The 18,554-nt window shown below is 69.0% G+C and carries 22 protein-coding genes; 16 read left to right on the forward strand and 6 right to left on the reverse strand.

The window, feature by feature from the left end:
• Positions 1–64: 64 nt before the first annotated feature.
• Positions 65–880 carry a glycine zipper 2TM domain-containing protein gene (locus JR065_RS00475; RefSeq protein ID WP_277420113.1) on the reverse strand — a complete coding sequence of 272 codons (816 nt, stop codon included), beginning with the start codon at positions 878–880 and terminating at the stop codon, positions 65–67.
• 172 nt (positions 881–1,052) lie between these two features.
• On the opposite strand from JR065_RS00475, the gene JR065_RS00480 reads away from it, so the two are divergent.
• From JR065_RS00480 to JR065_RS00505, 6 genes are all read left to right on the forward strand, one after another.
• Positions 1,053–1,286: a DUF6116 family protein gene (locus tag JR065_RS00480; protein ID WP_206231348.1), complete on the forward strand. Its 234-nt coding sequence runs from the start codon at positions 1,053–1,055 to the stop codon at positions 1,284–1,286.
• Between the two features lie 6 nt (positions 1,287–1,292).
• The gene (locus tag JR065_RS00485) at positions 1,293–2,078 is read left to right on the forward strand and encodes a TatD family hydrolase (RefSeq protein ID WP_206231349.1); all 786 of its coding nucleotides are present in this window, start codon (positions 1,293–1,295) and stop codon (positions 2,076–2,078) included.
• 79 nt (positions 2,079–2,157) lie between these two features.
• Positions 2,158–2,604 (forward strand): hypothetical protein, encoded by a 447-nt coding sequence (locus JR065_RS00490; protein WP_206231350.1) that lies wholly within the window; start codon positions 2,158–2,160, stop codon positions 2,602–2,604.
• 224 nt (positions 2,605–2,828) lie between these two features.
• The gene (locus JR065_RS00495; RefSeq protein WP_206231351.1) at positions 2,829–3,284 is read left to right on the forward strand and encodes a hypothetical protein; all 456 of its coding nucleotides are present in this window, start codon (positions 2,829–2,831) and stop codon (positions 3,282–3,284) included.
• Positions 3,281–3,871 carry a hypothetical protein gene (locus JR065_RS00500; RefSeq protein WP_206231352.1) on the forward strand — a complete coding sequence of 197 codons (591 nt, stop codon included), beginning with the start codon at positions 3,281–3,283 and terminating at the stop codon, positions 3,869–3,871. Before JR065_RS00495 ends, JR065_RS00500 begins: the two co-directional genes overlap by 4 nt.
• A 64-nt stretch (positions 3,872–3,935) precedes the next feature.
• A complete protein-coding gene (locus JR065_RS00505; protein ID WP_206231353.1) occupies positions 3,936–4,259 on the forward strand; it encodes a hypothetical protein in 324 nt (107 codons plus the stop codon).
• 50 nt (positions 4,260–4,309) lie between these two features.
• Here JR065_RS00505 and JR065_RS00510 read toward each other — a convergent pair whose 3' ends face one another.
• Entirely contained in the window at positions 4,310–5,137 is an 828-nt protein-coding gene (locus JR065_RS00510) for a tRNA threonylcarbamoyladenosine dehydratase (RefSeq protein WP_206231354.1), read from the reverse strand.
• 83 nt (positions 5,138–5,220) lie between these two features.
• On the opposite strand from JR065_RS00510, the gene JR065_RS00515 reads away from it, so the two are divergent.
• Both JR065_RS00515 and JR065_RS00520 read left to right on the forward strand, forming a co-directional pair.
• Positions 5,221–5,652 (forward strand): hypothetical protein, encoded by a 432-nt coding sequence (locus JR065_RS00515; protein WP_206231355.1) that lies wholly within the window; start codon positions 5,221–5,223, stop codon positions 5,650–5,652.
• A 347-nt stretch (positions 5,653–5,999) separates the two neighbouring features.
• Entirely contained in the window at positions 6,000–6,491 is a 492-nt protein-coding gene (locus tag JR065_RS00520) for a glycine zipper 2TM domain-containing protein (protein WP_206231356.1), read from the forward strand.
• 72 nt (positions 6,492–6,563) lie between these two features.
• On the opposite strand, the gene JR065_RS00525 is transcribed toward JR065_RS00520, so the two are convergent.
• Positions 6,564–6,779, reverse strand: a complete 216-nt coding sequence (locus tag JR065_RS00525) for a cold-shock protein (protein WP_206231357.1) — start codon at positions 6,777–6,779, stop codon at positions 6,564–6,566.
• Between the two features lie 234 nt (positions 6,780–7,013).
• On the opposite strand from JR065_RS00525, the gene JR065_RS00530 reads away from it, so the two are divergent.
• Together JR065_RS00530 and JR065_RS00535 are read left to right on the forward strand one after the other, a co-directional pair.
• A complete protein-coding gene (locus tag JR065_RS00530) occupies positions 7,014–7,499 on the forward strand; it encodes a DUF456 family protein (RefSeq protein ID WP_206231358.1) in 486 nt (161 codons plus the stop codon).
• A 124-nt stretch (positions 7,500–7,623) separates the two neighbouring features.
• Positions 7,624–8,775: a phospholipase A gene (locus tag JR065_RS00535; protein WP_206231359.1), complete on the forward strand. Its 1,152-nt coding sequence runs from the start codon at positions 7,624–7,626 to the stop codon at positions 8,773–8,775.
• Between the two features lie 91 nt (positions 8,776–8,866).
• Here JR065_RS00535 and JR065_RS00540 read toward each other — a convergent pair whose 3' ends face one another.
• Positions 8,867–9,502 (reverse strand): glutathione S-transferase family protein, encoded by a 636-nt coding sequence (locus tag JR065_RS00540; RefSeq protein ID WP_206231360.1) that lies wholly within the window; start codon positions 9,500–9,502, stop codon positions 8,867–8,869.
• Positions 9,503–9,573: 71 nt separating this feature from the next.
• Positions 9,574–11,097: a FumA C-terminus/TtdB family hydratase beta subunit gene (locus JR065_RS00545; protein WP_206231361.1), complete on the reverse strand. Its 1,524-nt coding sequence runs from the start codon at positions 11,095–11,097 to the stop codon at positions 9,574–9,576.
• Positions 11,098–11,200: 103 nt separating this feature from the next.
• On the opposite strand from JR065_RS00545, the gene JR065_RS00550 reads away from it, so the two are divergent.
• From JR065_RS00550 to JR065_RS00575, 6 genes are all read left to right on the forward strand, one after another.
• Positions 11,201–12,088, forward strand: coding sequence for an RNA polymerase sigma-70 factor (locus JR065_RS00550; protein WP_206231362.1), 888 nt, complete (start codon positions 11,201–11,203; stop codon positions 12,086–12,088).
• A 94-nt stretch (positions 12,089–12,182) separates the two neighbouring features.
• On the forward strand, positions 12,183–12,623 hold the full coding sequence (locus JR065_RS00555; protein ID WP_206231621.1) for a carboxymuconolactone decarboxylase family protein: 441 nt from the start codon (positions 12,183–12,185) through the stop codon (positions 12,621–12,623).
• Positions 12,624–12,705: 82 nt separating this feature from the next.
• Positions 12,706–13,671 carry a dimethylarginine dimethylaminohydrolase family protein gene (locus tag JR065_RS00560; protein ID WP_206231363.1) on the forward strand — a complete coding sequence of 322 codons (966 nt, stop codon included), beginning with the start codon at positions 12,706–12,708 and terminating at the stop codon, positions 13,669–13,671.
• A gap of 246 nt (positions 13,672–13,917) precedes the next feature.
• Positions 13,918–15,792 (forward strand): ABC transporter ATP-binding protein, encoded by a 1,875-nt coding sequence (locus JR065_RS00565; RefSeq protein ID WP_206231364.1) that lies wholly within the window; start codon positions 13,918–13,920, stop codon positions 15,790–15,792.
• Between the two features lie 26 nt (positions 15,793–15,818).
• Positions 15,819–17,033 (forward strand): PQQ-dependent sugar dehydrogenase, encoded by a 1,215-nt coding sequence (locus JR065_RS00570; protein ID WP_206231365.1) that lies wholly within the window; start codon positions 15,819–15,821, stop codon positions 17,031–17,033.
• 95 nt (positions 17,034–17,128) lie between these two features.
• Positions 17,129–17,908, forward strand: a complete 780-nt coding sequence (locus tag JR065_RS00575) for a ferredoxin--NADP reductase (RefSeq protein WP_206231366.1) — start codon at positions 17,129–17,131, stop codon at positions 17,906–17,908.
• 152 nt (positions 17,909–18,060) lie between these two features.
• On the opposite strand, the gene JR065_RS00580 is transcribed toward JR065_RS00575, so the two are convergent.
• Positions 18,061–18,552, reverse strand: coding sequence for a glutathione peroxidase (locus tag JR065_RS00580; protein ID WP_206231367.1), 492 nt, complete (start codon positions 18,550–18,552; stop codon positions 18,061–18,063).
• Positions 18,553–18,554 lie beyond the last annotated feature (2 nt).

Here is an 18,554-nt window from a genome sequence, read left to right on the forward strand (position 1 = left end):
GCCGCGGCGGAAAAAGAAAGGCCGGCAAGGCCGGCCTTTCCATCCGTCGCTGGAAACGCGCCGGTCAGCGCTGGCTGACGCCGTCGTCCACCGACGCGGTCTGCGTCACCAGGCGCCCGTCGAGCACCGGCAGGCGGTCGCTGTTGGGCTTGTCGTCCATGCGCACGGTCTTTTCCTGGCCGTCGTAGCGGTAGGTGACCTCGTAGCCCTTGACCACGTCGTCCTTGCCCATCGAGATGCGGCTGCCCGGCTTGCTGTCCATGCGCATCGTGCCGGTGCTGCCGTCCTCGTTGCGATAGGTCACGTTGTAGCCGGTGATGCGCGAAGACTCGGCGGTGCTGTTCTCGGTATGGCACTGGCGCTCGGTGCGGTTCACTACGCGGCCGCCGACATGGTTGCGGTCGACCCGATTGCCGACGAAGCCACCGGCCACCGCGCCGGCCGCGGTGGCGGCCTTGCGGCCGTTGCCGCCGCCGACCTGGTTGCCCAGCAGGCCGCCGATCACCGCGCCGGCGACGGTGCCGCCGACGTTGCCGTCGCGCTCGGGCAGCCGCTCCTGCACCACCACGTCCTGGCACACTTCGCGCGGCGTGGTCGTGGTCGAGGTCTCGCGCAGCGCCTCGGTGCCGATCACCGTCGCGTAGCGCTCCTCCTTCTGCGTGATCGGATCGATCTTGACCACGTCGGCGTATTCCAGCTTGCCGCTGCCCACGCCGTTGCCGGCGACCGCGTCGCCATCGACGCTGTTGTCCAGCGTCGGCTGCCCCTCGTTGCTGACGAAGTCGGGCTTGTCGCGGTTGTTCATGAAAGCCGCCGTGGCCACGCCGCCGACCAGCAATGCGCCAGCCGCGACCAGAATGGTTGTCGTATTGCTCTTCATCGTTGCTCTCCTGCGGTCACGACCGCGTTGTTCATGTGCTGTGATTACCACGTTCAAGCTGAACCGATCCGTGACTTGTTCAGTCGCGGCTGCGGCCGGACGCTGGTCGCGGCCTCGCGGCGTCGCCATATCAGGCGTGTTAGCGTTTTCACCCACCGCCTGGAGACCCGCCATGCCCAACCCGATCATGCTGCCGCTGCTGCGCTGGGCCGGCAAACTGCGCTACCCGACGCTGTTCAAACTGACCGCCGGCCTGTTCGTCGTGACCCTGCTGCTGCCCGACCCGATTCCGTTCGTCGACGAGATCGTATTCGGCATGGGCGCGCTGCTGCTGGCCAACTGGAAGAGCCGCAAGCCGGCGCAGCCGGCGCCGATCCAGGCGTCCGCGCGGCGGGTCCGGCACTGAGCGCCGATGCGACTGGTCGACAGCCACTGCCACCTGGACGCGGACGAGTTCGACCGCGACCGTGAGCAGGTGGTCGCGCGCGCGCTTGCCGCTGGCGTCGCCGCGCAGATCGTGCCGGCGGTGACCGCGGAGGCCTGGCCCAAGCTAAGGCAGGTCTGTGCGCAGCACCCGGGCCTGCACGCCGCCTACGGCCTGCATCCGCTGTTCCTGGACCAGCACCGGCACGAGCACCTGCAGTGGCTGGCCGAATGGATCGAGCGCGAACGGCCCTGCGCGATCGGCGAATGCGGCCTGGACTACTTCGTCGACGGCCTGGATCGCGACGCGCAGCAAGCCTACTTCGAAGGCCAGCTGCGGCTGGCGCGCGAGTTCGACCTGCCGGTGATCGTGCATGCGCGGCGCGCGGTCGATGCGGTGATCCAGGCGATCCGCAGGACCGGGCGCCTGCGCGGCGTGGTACACAGCTTCGCCGGCAGCCCGGAACAGGCGCGGCAGCTGCAGTCGCTGGATTTCCTGGTCGGCCTCGGCGGGCCGGTGACCTACGAGCGCGCGCAGCGCCTGCGCCGGCTGGTGGCCGCGATGCCGCTGCAGCAGCTGCTGCTGGAAACCAACGCCCCCGACCAGCCCGACGCCGGCATCCGCGGCCAGCGCAACGAGCCGGCACGGCTGCGCACGGTGCTCGAGACCATCGCCATGCTGCGCGGCCAGCCTGCCGCCGAGATCGCCGAGCAGACCACGCGCAACGCCCAGCGCCTGTTCGGCCTGGATGCGATGGCCGTGTCGCCGCATTGAACCGGCATCGCGCCGGCAGGTCAGCGGTCGGCGAGCCGGCCATGGGCTGCATCCATGGATATCCGAGGCAGGCGGGCGAATGAGCGAAGCGAAGATCATCGATCTGATCGAAAGTTGCGACTGCCGGACGACGCCCTCCACCGGACTGCCCGAGGACCTCGCGCTACCCGGCGACCTGGCCGCCTTCTACCGACGCTACGGCAGCGCCGTCATCCATCCGACGCAGCCGCACCCCTATGCCATCCAATCGCCGCAGCACCTCGAGCGTTCCGACTTCGCCGTGCTGGGAGAAGACCTCGAGGATCCCGATTCGGCCGGCTGGCACGTCCTGGTCAGGTGCGCGGACCAGATAGTTTCGGTGGAGCTGAAGGCCGGCCCCCGATTCGGCCACTGCTACGATTCGTTCTGGGACAGCTATCCGACCGCGGACGAAAGCACGCTCGTCGCAAGGTCGTTCACCGAACTGATCGAGAGGATAATTGCCTGCGGCGGCAAACGCCTGTTCTGGATACCCGGCCATGATTGAGCGCGTGGCGAGGCGAGCGATCGGCGCCGCGAACTGCTCGCCGCCATTTCCTTCTAGCGCCGATCTCGCGACACGGCCGAGCGCCTCCAGCACGTAAGCCTTCGGAAGAAGCTGCACCACGCGATCGAACATCCGCAAGGATGCTCCCACGAATCCCAAGCCCGAATGCCCGATCCCGCCCTGCATGGCGATAGGACTGGCACGCGATACGAACCTATGAACCGATGACCAAAGCTCAGTGCCAAGTCTGCAAGGACAACTTCGAACTGGATGTGCGGCAGCAGGCGTTCGTCGTGCCGCTGGCGGCAAGAGGCCAGCGCTTCATCATGGTGGAGTGCCCGCGCTGCGGCTCTTCCACCCAGTACGTCGCGGTTGGCGACAGTGCCGCACCCCATGCCCGGGCGGCAAACTATCGGTGTCCGGTTGCCGGATGCGCAGGATGGGTGGATCTGATCGGCACGCATTCGCCGCCATTTCGCGGCTGCGGCGAATGCGGCAGCGTCTGGCAGGAAGAGAAGGATTTTCAAAACGCAATTGCCGACATCGTCGGCCGCCATCCTCATCGAGCAGGCAGCTACGAGAAGATCAATGACGAGTGGCTGCCCGCTGGCTCAGGCTCAGAGCCAGCGAACTATGAAGAACGCGTGGACAGGGAATCCGCTACCCAGGACAGGCAGTGACTGCGATAGAAACCATAAAGCGATTTGTCGAAGCGTCCATCTCGCCGAAGGAATTCGAGAGGAAGATGCATACGGACCCATCGCTTGAGCAACTGCTGAAAATCGAGGATCGGCTACCTGCCTATGTGGCGGAGCCAGACCTGTACACCTATCTCATCGGTAGAGACTATGGCGATCCGGGATCCATTTACAGCGCCCAGACCCTGCTGGCCGGGCTCCTGGAAAAGAAGAGCATAGCCTGCAGGGTCGACCGGCGGTACGAGCAGCTGTTCAACCTCGTACTGAAAGTTCAGCCGAAGTGGTTGTCCTTGTCGTCGGACTATCTGTCCTATCTGCTCGAGGACAAGGAGTCGTGTGATCCCAAGGCACTGGAAGCATGGTTGAAGGAAACGATAAAAAGCGATTTCCGCTCGCTGAAGAAGCCACCGCGATGGCTCCAGGAGCCCGCATGGCCAATACGAGATGGAAAGCCGATGGTCTTTCTCGGACAAATCGACATCAGCGATCTACGCCATGACAATGCTCAGGCCTATCTGTTTCTTGATGAGCTGGCGAGCACATTCCATACGATCGCTCAGTCTTGCTGATCGAACGACAGGACCCAACTAGCGGGAAGTTCGTCCCGCCCGCAGCGCCAATAACGCGAACCGTATGTCAGCAGAGTTCATCGTGTTTTTTGAAGACAAGGCCTGGTACCCGACCCATCTGCAAGAGATGCGGCAGAAAATCGCCGGCCTCGGCACTTGTTCAAGATGCATCGGCGAAGCCGAGTTCCGGTTGACGGGGAACGAGCCCAGAGATCCGGACACCTGGGACTACGACGTGCGGCTGTTCCTGGAAAAGGAACGCATCTTCCTGGAGATCAGCGCCCACCCGCCCAGCATCGAAGCGGACCTGTCCGCCTTTTTCCGCTGGATCAGATCGCGCACGGAAATTTCCATCGCCGATGAAGACGGGGTGCCGGCAGGCTGGTGACGGATGAAAGACCGCCTGCAACATGCTGGCGGCCTATGCGGCACGGCCCGCTACTCGGCCGCCAGCGCCGGCGCCGCGGCGGCCTGCGCCCGCTTGGGCTTGAGCAGCATCTCCAGCGCCTTGCCCGCGGCGGCGAAGGCGAACGCGCCGGTGATGTGCGTGGCCGCGCCCAGCCCGGCGCCGCAGTCCAGGTTCAGCGCCGCATCCGGGCCCAGCTGCGGGCGCAGCCCGCAGACGCTGCCGTCGGCCTGCGGATAGCGCACGTTCTCGAGCGAATACACCGCCGGCACGCCGAAATAGCGCTGCGGGTTCTTCGGGAAGTTGAATTCGCTGCGCAGCTTCTTGCGGATCAGCGCCAGCATCGCGTCGTGCTCGGTGCGCGACACGTCGCGCACGCGCACCAGGGTCGGATCGGTGCGCCCGCCGGCCGAGCCCACGGTCAGCAGCGGCAGCTTGCGCCGGCGGCACCAGGCGATGGTCTCGACCTTGACCCGGAAGCTGTCGCACGCATCGACCACCAGGTCCAGGCCGGTATCGAGCAGCGCGTCGATGTTGCCGGGGGTCAGGAACGACGGCACCGCCACGGCCTGGATCTGCGGATTGATCGCCACGCAGCGCTCGGCCATCGCCTGCGCCTTGTTGCGCCCGTACTGGCCGGCCAACGCCGGCAGTTGGCGGTTGGTGTTGGAGACGCAGATGTCGTCGGCATCGATCAGGGTCAGCCCGCCCACCGCCGAGCGCGCCAGCGCCTCGACCAGCCACGAGCCCACCCCGCCCATGCCGACCACGGCCACCCGGCATTGCGCCAGGCGCTCGACGGTCCCGCGCCCATACAACCGGTCGATACCGGCGAAGCGCTCACGCAGTTGTTCGTTCATGGCGCCTATTTTAGCCCCGGCCGCCGCTCCCCGCCTGGACGCGGCGGCGTACCATCGCCCTACCCCTTGCCGAGTCCGCCACCATGGCCAGCCCACCTCCCGCGCCGTCCAACGCCTCGCGCTATCTGTTCGTGCTGCTGCTCGGCCTGCTGATCGGCGTGGTCGGCTCGGTGATGCTGCTGCGCGCCTGGCAGGCGCGGCAGGACCCGTTCCCGTCCAGCCTGATGCAGGTGATGTACAAGCAACTGGACCTGCTGCAACGCAGCCACGCGCAGAACCGCTGCGCGGCGGCCGACGTGCAGCCGCGGGTGCAGTCCTTGCGCATGCTGGCCAACGACCTGGAACCCGGCTTCCCCGACCTGCGCGACGACCGCCGCTTCCAGCAGCACGCCAGCGCATTGCGCGCGACGCTGGACGCGGCGCAGGCCGCAGCGCCCGGCGACTGCGCCGCGCTGGCCAAGCTCAATGGCCGCATCGACGACGACTGCCAGGCCTGCCACCAGGACTTCCACTGAGTTGCCGCCCAGGCGCGCAGCGCCAGGGCACGCGGCGCTTCGGCGCGTATGGGCGAGGAAGCGCACGGCCGGGCTTATGAGGAGCCGCCGAGCGATGAGGCCGCGCACGCCAAATAGCCGTTTCAGGTTGCACCCGGCGCCGTGAGCGACGCGCATGGCTTGGCCAGCCCTCCTCTCGCGGCGCCGCGTGCGCTCCGAATACGCCCGACTGCGCCCCAGCGTTAACCGGCCTTAACCTGCGTGGACGGCATCGATACGCACGGCGGGCTGGTTGGCGTTGTGTTCACGCGGCGGCGGACAGGATGCGTGCACGTGCGGCGCCGCCGCCTGTTCACAAGGAGAGCACCATGAAGATCCAACTACTGGCCACCGGCGCCGTTGCAGTCCTGGCCCTGGCCGGCTGTGCCACGTCCCCCGGTTACGGCGGCGGCTACGGCAACAACGGCGGCTACAGCCAGCCGTCGCAGGGCGGCTACGGGAACACCAACCGTTGTGCCGACTGCGGCATCGTCACCCGCATCGACCAGGTCGCCTCCGGCCGTACCGCGCCCACCGCGACCGGCGCCATCCTCGGCGGCATCGTCGGCGCGGTCGCCGGCCACGAGATCTCCGACCATACCGGCGGCAGCAAGGGCAATCAGAACGTGTCGGCCGTCGCCGGCGCCGCCGCCGGCGCGCTGGCCGGCAACCAGATCCAGAAGAACGTCACCAGCGACACCTACGACATCCACGTGAAGATGGACGACGGCCGGGTGATCGTGGTCAACCAGCGCGACCTCGCCGGCATCCGCGAGAACACCTACGTGCGCGTGGTCAACGGCCGCGTCGTCGTGCGCTGATCGCGCCAGGCACCGCCGGCAATGCAAAAAGGCCCGTTCGCGGGCCTTTTTGCTGGGCGTCGATCGCTCGACTCAGACCGGCTGCACGGCGTCGGCCTGCAGGCCCTTCTGGCCCTGGACGACGGTGAAGCTGACCTTCTGCCCTTCCTTCAGGCTCTTGAAGCCCTGGGTCTGGATGGCGCGGAAGTGCACGAACACGTCCTCGCCGTTCTCGCGGCTGATGAAGCCGAATCCCTTGGCATCGTTGAACCACTTAACGGTGCCGTTTTCGCGCTTGCCCTCGTTCATTGACTTACTCCCTGGAACACGTCTGAGGTGGTGGATACGCCGTGGGGCGGCGGCTGGTTGCAAGGAGGAAGCGAGGTATAACGATGTAGCGGATCGGTGGATCTACCGCATCAGGCCACGATTCACGGTGACCTTTGCAAACGCAGCGGCTGCAACTTACCCCGGCCAAAATGAAAATGCAATCACCCAAAAACCCTTTTCTGTCAACCCCCAAATTTCACGCCGGAGCCGTTCGTGGACCCTACGTTCATCTATTACCTGATTGCCGGACTGCTGGTGCTGGTCGGCCTGGCCGGCGTGGTGCTGCCGGCGCTGCCCGGCCTGCCGCTGGTGTTCTTCGGCCTGCTGCTGGCGGCCTGGGCCGACGGCTTCCAGCGCGTGGGCTGGGTCGCGCTGACCGTTTTGGGGGTATTGACCCTGCTGTCGTTCCTGATCGACTTCCTGTCCACCGTGGTCGGCGCGCAACGCGTCGGCGCCAGCCGCAAGGCCTTGTGGGGCTCGGTGCTCGGCAGCGTCGTCGGCCTGTTCTTCATGCCGATCGGGCTGTTCGTCGGCCCCTTCGTCGGCGCCCTGGCGGGCGAGTACTGGCATGGCCGCCAGTTGGGCCAAGCCACCAAGGTCGGGTTCGGCACCTGGCTGGGCATCGTGCTCGGCGTGGCGGCGAAGCTGGCGCTGGCGTTCGCGATGGTCGGGCTGTTCGCGGCGTCCTGGCTGTTTTGATGGCGCCGCGTGAAGGTTCGGCGAACACGGTGTGACGACCGCCTTGCGCCGCGGTGCTGTATGTTCCGCAACCGGCACCCCCTCCACCGGCTGCATACCGCCGCCCGCTTCCGCGAGAACCCGCATGCCTCATCCGGCCCGCCCCCTGCTCCTGCTGTCCTTCGCGGCGCTGCCCCTGGCAGTCCACGCCCAGGAAGTCATGCCCACCCCCGCCTCGCCCGAGGCCTGCGTGGCGATCACCAGCGATGCCGCGCGCCTGTCGTGCTACGACCAGGCGCTGTCGCGCCGGGTCGCCGACCCGAAGGCCGCCGACAGCGCCGCCGCGGCGGCGAGTGCGCAGCAGAAACAACAGCTCGACGCCTCGATCCCGCAGGACGCGGGCCTGGCGCAGCGCGCCCGACAGCGCACCGAGTCGTTGTTCCAGAACGACCGCTACGACGCCACCATCGCCAACGCCGGCAAGGGCTCGCTGCTGGACAGCCGCTGGGAGCTGGCCAAGGATTCCAAGCTGGGCAACTTCCAGCTGCGCGCCTACAAGCCGGTGTACCTGCTGCCCGCGTTCTGGACCAGCAAGAAGAACGAGACGCCGTCCTCGCCGAACCCGAACAACACGGTCGCCGACGCCGAGCCGCTGGACAGCGTCGAGGCCAAGTTCCAGCTCAGCTTCAAGACCAAGATCGCGGAGAACATCTTCGGCGACAACGGCGACCTGTGGGGCGCATACACCCAGAGCTCGCGCTGGCAGGTCTACAACGACGAGCAGTCGCGGCCGTTCCGCGAGACCAACTACGAGCCCGAGTTCGCGCTGGTGTTCCGCAACAACTACAGCGTGTTCGGCTGGAAGGGCCGGATGACCGCGATCCAGTTGAACCACCAGTCCAACGGCCGCAGCGATCCGCTGTCGCGCAGCTGGAACCGCGCGATCCTCAACATCGGCCTGGACCGCGAGAACTGGGCGCTGGTGCTGCGCCCGTGGTACCGCATCCCCGAGAGCGACCGCCAGGACAACAACCCGGACATCGAGGACTACATGGGCCGCGGCGACGCGACCCTGACCTACAACCGCGGCGGCCACGAAGTGTCGCTGATGGGGCGGCATTCGCTGCGCGGCGGCGACCGCTCGCACGGCGCGGTGCAGCTGGACTGGGGCTTCCCGATCAGCAACCTGCTGCGCGGCCACGTGCAGGTGTTCGACGGCTACGGCGAGAGCATGATCGACTACAACCACCGCGCCACCTACATCGGCGTGGGCGTGTCGTTGCTGGAGTGGTTCTAGGCCTGGCGCACCCGACCGGCGGGACCGGCGTCTCGGTCAGCCATCGACCGCTGCCCCCGCCGATGGCCGGGCAGCGGCCGGCCAATCACAATCAGGTCCAGTCGCTGAGGCCTTCGCGGCGGTAGGTCTCCTGGAACGCGGGGCGCGCCTTCATGCGCTGCGCGTGCTCGCGCAGCGCCGGCCAGGTATCGCTCGGACGCGGCATGTTGCGCGACCAGCGCATCAGCATGGTCAGCATGAAGTCGGCCGCCGACAGGGTCTCGCCCAGCAGGTACGGGCCGTGGTACTGCAGGTGCTCGGCGACCTGGTGCCAGGCGTCCTCGAGGGTGAGCCGCGCCTGCTCCTTGGCCGCCTCGGCCTGCGCGGCGCCTGCCGGCTCGTGCGGATAGAACCAGGCCCGGTACGCCGGCTGCAGGGTATTGGCGCAATAGAACATCCAACGGTAGTAGTCGGCGCGCGCCGGGCTGCCCGGCGCCGGCGCCAGGCCGGCCTCGGGATAGCGGTCGGCCAGGTGCAGCACGATCGCCGCCGCCTCGGTCAGCACCTGCCCGTCCAGCACCAGCGTCGGCACCACGCCGGCCGGGTTCAGCGCCAGGTACCCCGGCGCCTTGTGTTCGCGCCGTTCGAAGTCCAGCGCGTGCAGCGTGTGGGGCACCTCCAGCTCGATCAGCAGCCAGTGCACCACCAGCGCGGCGGTGCTGGGCGAGTAGTACAGCGTGTTGCTCATGCAGTCTCCCCGGTGGATGCCGCAGGCCGGCAGCGGCGCAGCGGCCAGTTTCGCATGCCGGCGGCCGCGCTTCAGGCCGGCTCGACCACCACCGGGATCTTGCCGATCCGCGACTGCCACTGCTTCGGCCCGGTCCGGTGCACCGACTCGCCGCTGGCATCCACCGCGACGGTGACCGGCATGTCCTGCACGGTGAACTCGTAGATCGCCTCCATGCCCAGGTCCTCGAACGCCAGCACCTTCGACGCCTTGATCGCCTTGGACACCAGGTAGGCGGCGCCGCCGACCGCCATCAGGTACACCGCCTTGTTGTCGCGGATCGCATCGATCGCCGCGTCGCCGCGCTCGGACTTGCCGACCATGCCGAGCAGGCCGGTCTGCTCCAGCATCTGCCGGGTGAACTTGTCCATGCGCGTGGCGGTGGTCGGGCCGGCCGGGCCCACCACCTCGTCGCGCACCGGATCGACCGGGCCGACGTAGTAGATGAAGCGGTTGGTGAAATCCACCGGCAGGCGCTCGCCGCGGTTGAGCATGTCGACCATGCGCTTGTGCGCGGCGTCGCGTCCGGTCAGCAGCTTGCCGTTGAGCAGGATCACCTCGCCCGGCTTGAAGCTGGCGACCTCCTCGCGGGTGATGGTGTCCAGGTTCACCCGGCGCGCGTTGGCCGGGTTGTAGGTGAGCTTGGGCCAGTCTTCCAGCGACGGCGGATCGAGCATCACCGGGCCGCTGCCGTCCAGGGTGAAATGCGCGTGGCGGGTGGCGGCGCAGTTGGGGATCATCGCCACCGGCAGGTTGGCGGCATGGGTCGGGTAATCCTTGACCTTGATGTCCAGCACCGTGGTCAGCCCGCCCAGCCCCTGCGCGCCGATGCCCAGCGCGTTGACCTTCTCGTACAGCTCCAGGCGCAGCTCCTCGGCGCGGTTGGCCGCGCCGCGCGCCTGCAGCTCGGTGATGTCGATCGGCTCCATCAGCGCCTCCTTGGCCAGCAGCATCGCCTTCTCGGCGGTGCCGCCGATGCCGATGCCGAGCATGCCCGGCGGGCACCAGCCGGCGCCCATCGTCGGCACCGTCTTCAGCACCCAGTCGACGATCGAGTCGGAAGGATTGAGCATGGCGAACTTGCTCTTGGCCTCCGAGCCGCCGCCCTTGGCGGCGACGATGACGTCGACGGTGGCGCCCGGCACGACCTTGACGTTGACCACCGCCGGGGTGTTGTCCCGGGTGTTGGCGCGCTTGCCGGCCGGGTCGGCCAGCACGCTGGCGCGCAGCTTGTTGTCCGGGTGGTTGTAGGCGCGGCGCACGCCTTCGTTGACCATGTCCTCCACGCCCATGGTGGCGTCGCTCCAGCGCACGTCCATGCCGATTTCCAGGAACACGGTGACGATGCCGGTGTCCTGGCAGATCGGGCGGTGGCCTTCGGCACACATGCGCGAGTTGATCAGGATCTGCGCGATCGCGTCCTTGGCCGCGACCGACTCCTCGCGCTCGTAGGCGGCGGCGAGGTTCTTGATGTAGTCGACCGGGTGGTAGTAGCTGATGTACTGCAGCGCGTCGGCGACGCTCTGGATGAAGTCTTCCTGCTTGATCGTGGTCACGGCTGGCTCGACGGGCTGGCGGGGGGAGAACCGGCTTATTTTAGGGCAAAGTGGCGGCCCCGCCCGCTGTCACGCCGGCACGCGCTGTTCCGTCCTGGTCGCCATGAGCCCCGATCCCACCTTCGAATCCCTCCGTCCCCGGCTGTTCGGCCTGGCCTACCGCCTGCTCGGCAGCCGCAGCGACGCCGAGGACGTGCTGCAGGACGCCTGGCTGCGCTGGCAGGGCAGCGACCGCGACGCGGTGCGCGATGCCGAGGCCTGGCTGGTCACCACCACCACCCGGCTCGGCCTGGACCGGCTGCGCGCGGCGCGCAGCGCGCGCGTCCACTACACCGGCCCGTGGCTGCCGGAGCCGGTGCAGGTGGCCGAGGACGCCGACCCGGCCGAACGCCACGCGATGGCCGAGCAGGTCTCGATCGCGTTCCTGGCGCTGCTGGAGCGGCTGGGCCCGGACGAGCGCGCCGCCTACCTGCTCAAGGAGGCATTCGACTACGACTATGCGCAGATCGGCCAGCTGCTCGGGCGTGCCGAGGCCAGCTGCCGCCAGCTGGTGCATCGCGCGCGCGAACGGCTCAAGGCCGCGCGGCCGCGCTTCGCGGTCGCGCCGGAACGGCACCGGCAGCTGCTCGAGCGCTTCATGCACGCCTCGCAGCAGGGCGATCGCGGCGCGATCATGGCCCTGCTCGACGCCAATGCGCGGATGCTCTCCGATGGCGGCGGCAAGGTCACCGCCACGCTGCGGCCGCTGCTCGGCGCCGAACGCATCGCGTGGCTGTACTGGGCGGTGTCCCGGCGCGGGCTGGGCCTGCAGGCGCGGATCGGCACGGTCAACGGCGAACCGGCGATCCTGCGCTTCGTCGGCGGCCGGCTGCACTCGGCCACGCTGGTGGTGGTCGACGGGGCGCGCATCGTCGAGGTGCTGACGCTGATGAACCCGGACAAGCTGCCGGCGCTGGCCGGATCCGGTTCGGCGGCGGCCGCCGCCGGCTAGCCGGCACGCACGCGCCGGGCGCTGTCACGCCGCCGCGCGCTGCCACGTCCTGGGTGCGAAGACGGCCATGGCGGCCGTCATGGCACGAGCCCCCATGCACTTCCATCGCATCGACTACACCCGCCACGAACCCGAAGCCTTCCGCGCCCTGCTGGCCGCCAGCCAGCAGGTGCACGAGGGCGTGCTCGGCGCCGAGCTGGCCGAACTGGTGTTCCTGCGCGTCTCCCAGCTCAACGGCTGCGCGTACTGCATCGACATGCACGCCACCGCGCTGCGCAAGGCCGGCATCGAGCCGCGCAAGCTCGACACGGTCGCCGGCTGGCGCGAGAGCCGCTTCTTCGACGCGCGCGAACGCGTGGCGCTGGACTGGGCCGAGGCGCTGACCACGCTGCCGTCCGGCGCGCCGCCGCAGGCGCGCTACGACGCGCTGGCGGCGCACTTCGACGAACACGGCATCAGCGAACTGACGATGGCCATCGCCGTGATCAACGCCTGGAACCGGCTGGGCGTGGGCCTGCAACCGGTCCTGCCCTGATCGCGTGCGGCATCGTGTCGCGGACATCTGCCCGCAACACGATGCCGTTAGCGTCGCCGCATCCAACGCAGGCGGGACCGGCATGAGCGAGAAGTTCGCGGCACACAGGGCGGCCAACCAGGATGCGGACGACGCGCCGCAGCTGTCCGCCTCCCCCGGCTTCGCGCCCGCGCCGCGCCATCGCCTGCTGCTGTGCCCGCCCACCCACTTCGCGGTGGACTACGTGATCAATCCGTGGATGCAAGGCCATGTCCACGGCGCCGATGCGCGCCGCGCCGGCGCGCAGTGGCAGGCGCTGCGCCATGTCCTGCTCGCGCACGCGCAGGTGGAGGAGATGGAGCCGGTGCCCGGCCTGCCCGACCTGCCGTTCACCGCCAACGCCGGGCTGGTGGTCGGCGACGTGTTCGTGCCCAGCCGGTTCGCCCATCCCGAGCGCCAGGGCGAGGAGCCCTACTTCATCGACTGGTTCGGCCAGCAGGGCTATCGCGTCCGTCCGCTGCCCGGCCCGCTGCGGTTCGAAGGCGCCGGCGACGCGCTGCTGGACCGCGGCGCGCAGCGGCTGTGGATGGGCTACGGGCACCGCAGCGAACGCGCGGTGGCGGCCGAACTGGAGCGCATGCTGGACCTGCAGGTGGTGCCGCTGCGCCTGCGCGATCCGCGCTTCTACCATCTGGATACCTGCTTCTGCCCGCTGCGCGGCGGCTGGCTGCTGTACTTCCCGGACGCCTTCGACGCCGAGGCGCGGCGCGAGATCGAGATGCGCGTGCCGCCGCACCGGCGCATCGCGGTCGAGGAGGCCGACGCGCTGGCCTTCGCCTGCAACGCGGTGGACCTGGACGACCGCGTGGTGCTGAACCGCGCCAGCCCGGCCCTGCGCCAGGCGCTGGCGGCGGCCGGCTACGCGACCCACGAGACGCCTTTGGACGAGTTCCTCAAGGCCGGCGGCGCGGCGAAATGCCTGACCTTGCGCCTGGACGAAGCCGCGCAAGGATCGGCCACCGTCGGCTGGACACGGGCGACGGCACCGCAGGAACTGCGCGCGGTGTGAGCGAACGCGACGCCCGCGCGCGTCGCTGCGGCGGGGTTTCAGCTTCCGCCGCCGGCACGCGGCGGCCGCGGCCCTAGTCCGTCCGAAGACGCTCTGCCGGCAGCAACGATCGACCCCAAGCCTGCTGCGGACAGGTAACGACCGGAAGCCGACGCGCTTGCCGTTGCCAATCCCAAATCCCCAATCCCCAAATCCCGGCCCCAAAACTACTCCCCGCGCACACGCCAGCGCCGGCACAATGCGCCGATGGCCTCCTCCCACACCGGCGCGACCGCGCGCCCCGCCGCATCGCCCAGCCTGCGCGAGCGCTTCAACGCGATGCGCAACCTGCCGCCGTTCCTGCGCCAGATCTGGCAGACCAGCCGCTGGCTGACCCTGAGCAGCATCGGCCTGCGCCTGCTGCGCGCGCTGATGCCGGTGGCCACGCTGTACATCGGCAAGCTGATCATCGACGAGGCGATCCACCTGGTCGGCCAGCCGCCGGGCTTCGCCTCGCTCGGCGAGGCGCTGGCCAGCGGGCGCCTGAACCGGCTGCTGGAACTGCTGGCGCTGGAACTGGCGCTGGCGATCGGCTCGGACCTGCTCGGCCGGCTGGTCGGCTATGCCGACGCGCTGCTGTCGGAGCTGTTCACCAACGCCACCAGCGTGCGCCTGATGGAACATGCCGCGCAGCTGGACCTGGAGGACTTCGAGGACCCGGAACTGCAGGACAAGCTGGACCGCGCGCGGCGCCAGACCATGGGCCGGATGAACCTGATGAGCCAGCTGTTCGGCCAGGTGCAGGACAGCATCACCGTGGCCAGCTTCGCGGTCGGGCTGCTGGTCTACGCGCCGTGGCTGATCGTGCTGCTGGCCGTGGCGCTGGTGCCGGCCTTCGTCGGCGAGGCGCACTTCAACGCGCTGGGCTACTCGCTCAACTTCCAGTGGACGCCGGAGCGGCGCCAGCTCGACTACCTGCGCCAGGTCGGCGCCAGCGTCGAGACCGCCAAGGAAGTGAAGATCTTCAACCTGCACCGCTTCCTGATCGAGCGCTACCGCCGGCTGGCCGACAAGTTCTACCAGGCCAACCGCGCCCTGGCGCGCAAGCGCGCGCTGTGGGGCACGCTGCTGGCGGCGCTGGGCACGCTGGGCTACTACGTCGCCTACGGCTACATCGCCTGGCGCACGGTGCGCGGGGATTTCAGCATCGGCGACCTGACCTTCCTGGCCGGCAGCTTCCTGCGCCTGCGCCAGCTGCTGGAAGGCCTGCTGATCGGTTTCTCGCAGGTCGCCGGGCAGGCGCTGTACCTGGACGACCTGTATTCGTTCTTCGACATCGTGCCGGAGATCCAGTCGCGGCCCGGCGCGGTGCCGGTGCCGCGGCCGATCGCGCGCGGCTTCGTGTTCGAGGACGTGGGCTTCCGCTATCCCGACGCCGAGCAGTGGGCGGTGCGGCACCTGGACTTCGAGCTGCGCGCCGGCGAAGTGCTGGCGCTGGTGGGCGAGAACGGCGCCGGCAAGACCACCCTGGTCAAGCTGCTGGCGCGCCTGTACGACCCGGACGAAGGCCGCATCCTGCTCGACGGGCGCGACCTGCGCGACTACGACCTGGACGACCTGCGCGCCAACCTGGGGGTGATCTTCCAGGACTTCGTGCGCTACCACCTCACCGCCGGCGAGAACATCGGCGTGGGCCGGGTGGACTCGATGGACGACGCGCCGCGCATCCGCGCCGCGGCGCAGCGGGCGATGGCCGGCGAGCTGATCGATTCGCTGCCGCACGGCTACGAGCAGCTGATCGGGCGCCGCTTCAAGACCGGCGTGGACCTGTCCGGCGGGCAGTGGCAGAAGATCGCGATCGCGCGCGCGTACATGCGCGATGCGCAGGTGATGATCCTCGACGAGCCGACCGCGGCGCTGGATGCGCGCAGCGAGTTCGAGGTGTTCCAGCGCTTCAAGGAGCTGTCGGACAACCGCACCGCGGTGCTGATCTCGCACCGCTTCTCCAGCGTGCGCATGGCCGACCGCATCCTGGTGCTGGCGGGGGGCCAGATCGAGGCCAGCGGCACCCATGCGCAGCTGATGGCGCAGGGCGGGCGCTATGCGGAACTGTTCGAACTGCAGGCGGCCGGTTACCGTTGAGGCTTCGACCCCACCGAGGCATCGCGATGACCCTGCCCTTCCCGCCCGTCGTCCCGCCGCGCGGCACCGCCGCCTGGATCCTGCTGCTGGCGCTGTGCGGCTGCGGCCGCGACGCCGGCGACCAAGCCGCCGAGCCGCGCGCGCACGCGCTCGCGCAGGCGCCGGTGCGCACCTTCGACAGCAGCGCCGGGCCGTACCAGGTCGCCGAGATCGCGCGCGGCCTGGCCCATCCGTGGGCGGTGGCGCCGCTGCCCGGCGGCGACCTGCTGGTCAGCGAACGCGGCGGCACGCTGCGCCGGATCGGCGCCGACGGCCAGGTATCGGCGCCGATCCGCGGCGTGCCGGCGGTGATGGCGCGCGGCCAGGGCGGCCTGCTCGACGTGGTGCCGGCCCCGGACTTCGCCCGCAGCCGCCGGATCTACCTCAGCTATGCCGAACCCGAAGGCGCGCTGTCGGGCACCGCGGTGGCGCTGGCCACGCTGAGCGCGGACGGCACGGCGCTGAACGACGTGCGCCGGATCTACCAGCAGCAGCCGAAGGTGGACACCGAGAACCATTTCGGCTCGCGGCTGGCGTTCGACGGCCACGGCCATCTGTTTGTCAGCCAGGGCGAGCGCACGCTCAGGCCGCTGGCGCAGCAGCTGGACAAGCTGCAGGGCAAGCTGGTGCGGCTGAACCTGGACGGCGGCGTGCCGGCCGACAATCCCTTCGTCGGCCGCAGCGACGCGCGCGCGGAGATCTGGAGCTACGGCCACCGCAACGCGCAGGGCCTGGCCTTCGATCCGCGCACCGGCATCCTGTGGCAGAGCGAGCACGGCCCGCGCGGCGGCGACGAGCTGAACCTGCCGCAGCCGGGCAGGAACTACGGCTGGCCGCTGGCCACCGACGGCATCGACTACTCCGGCCAGCCGATCGCCGAGGCGCAGGGCAAGCGCGTGGACGGCACCGAGCCGCCGCACCATGTCTGGGCCAAGTCGCCGGGCCTGAGCGGCATGGCGTTTCTGGTCGGCCAGCCCGGCAGCGCCTGGAACGACAGCCTGTTCCTGGGCTCGCTGGCCGAGCGCAACCTGATCCGGCTGAGCCTGGACGGCGATCGCATCGTGGCCGAGGAACGCCTGCTCGGCGAACTGGGGCAACGCGTGCGCGACGTGCGCGCCGGCGCCGACGGGCAGCTGTACGTGGTCACCGACGAGCCGGACGGCAAGCTGCTGCGGCTGCAGCCGCCCGCCCGGGCGCGCTAGAATCGCCGCCCCGCGCCGCTGCGGGGCTCGGTTAATGAGAGCAAATCTCATTTGAGCTAAACTAGGCGCATCCCTCCTCCCACGCGATTAACGGCATGTCTTCCGCTTTTGGCGCCGAAACGGTGCTTGAGGTCCGTCACTGGACGGACGACTACTTCAGCTTCACCACCACCCGCAACGAAGGTTTCCGCTTCGACAACGGCCAGTTCGTGATGATCGGGCTGGAAACCGAGACGCGGCCGCTGCTGCGCGCCTATTCGATCGCCAGCGCCAACTGGGAGGAGCGGCTCGAGTTCTTCAGCATCAAGGTGCCGGACGGCCCGCTGACCTCGCGCCTGCAGCACATCAAGCCGGGCGATCCGGTGCTGGTCGGCAAGAAGCCCACCGGCACGCTGCTGATCAGCGACCTGCACCCGGGCCGGCACCTGTACCTGCTCGGCACCGGCACCGGCCTGGCGCCGTGGCTGTCGGTGATCAAGGACCCGGAAACCTACGAGCGCTTCGACAAGGTGATCCTCACCCACGGCGTGCGCTTCGAGAAGGACCTGGCCTACCGCGACTACTTCGAGAAGGACCTGCCGCAGCACGAGTTCCTTGGCGAGACGATCCGCGACAAGCTGCTGTACTACCCGGCGGTCACGCGCGAGGATTTCGCCAACCGCGGGCGCCTGACCGAACTGATCGAAAACGGGCAGATGCAGCGGACTCTCGGCCTGCCGCCGCTGGACCCGGAGCACGACCGCGCGATGATCTGCGGCAGCCCGCAGATGCTGGCCGACCTGCGGCAGACGCTGGACGCGCGCGGCTTCGTCGCCTCGTCGCGGATCGGCACGCCCGGCCACTACGTGTTCGAGCGCGCGTTCGTCGAGAAGTAGCGCGGCGCGGAAACGGGTGCTCACGCGTTGCAGACATATCGCGGGCGATCCCTTGTGGGAGGGGCTTCAGCCCCGACGCTTTGCAGGTAAGGCGTCGGGGCTGAAGCCCCTCCCACACAAAGAAGGGCCGCATCGCCTACTACCCATTGCGCTCAGCCCAGCGCGCGCTCGATATCGCCGGCCAGCGACTCGGGCGTGTCGGTCGGCGCGTAGCGCGCCAGCACCTGGCCGTCGCGTCCGACCAGGAACTTGCTGAAGTTCCACTTGATCGCGGCGATGCCCAGCAGCCCCGAGCGCTGCTGCTTGAGCCACTGCCACAGCGGATGCGCGGCCTGGCCGTTGACCTGCACCTTGGCGAACAGCGGGAAGCCCACCTCGTAGGTCAGCGTGCAGAACTGCTTGATCTCGTCGGCGCTGCCCGGCTCCTGGTGGCCGAACTGGTCGCAGGGGAAGCCGAGCACCACCAGGCCGCGCTCGCGATAGCGGCGCCACAGCGCTTCCAGCCCCTCGTATTGCGGGGTGAAGCCGCACTTGGACGCGACATTGACGATCAGCAGCACCTGGCCGGTGTAGTCGGCCAGCGGCTGCGGGCGGCCATCGATGTCGGTGGCGGTGAAGTCGTAGGCGGTGGTCGGCGTGCTCATTC

The organism is Xanthomonas sp. (genome assembly GCF_017163755.1).
Taxonomy (GTDB): Bacteria; Pseudomonadota; Gammaproteobacteria; order Xanthomonadales; family Xanthomonadaceae; genus Xanthomonas_A.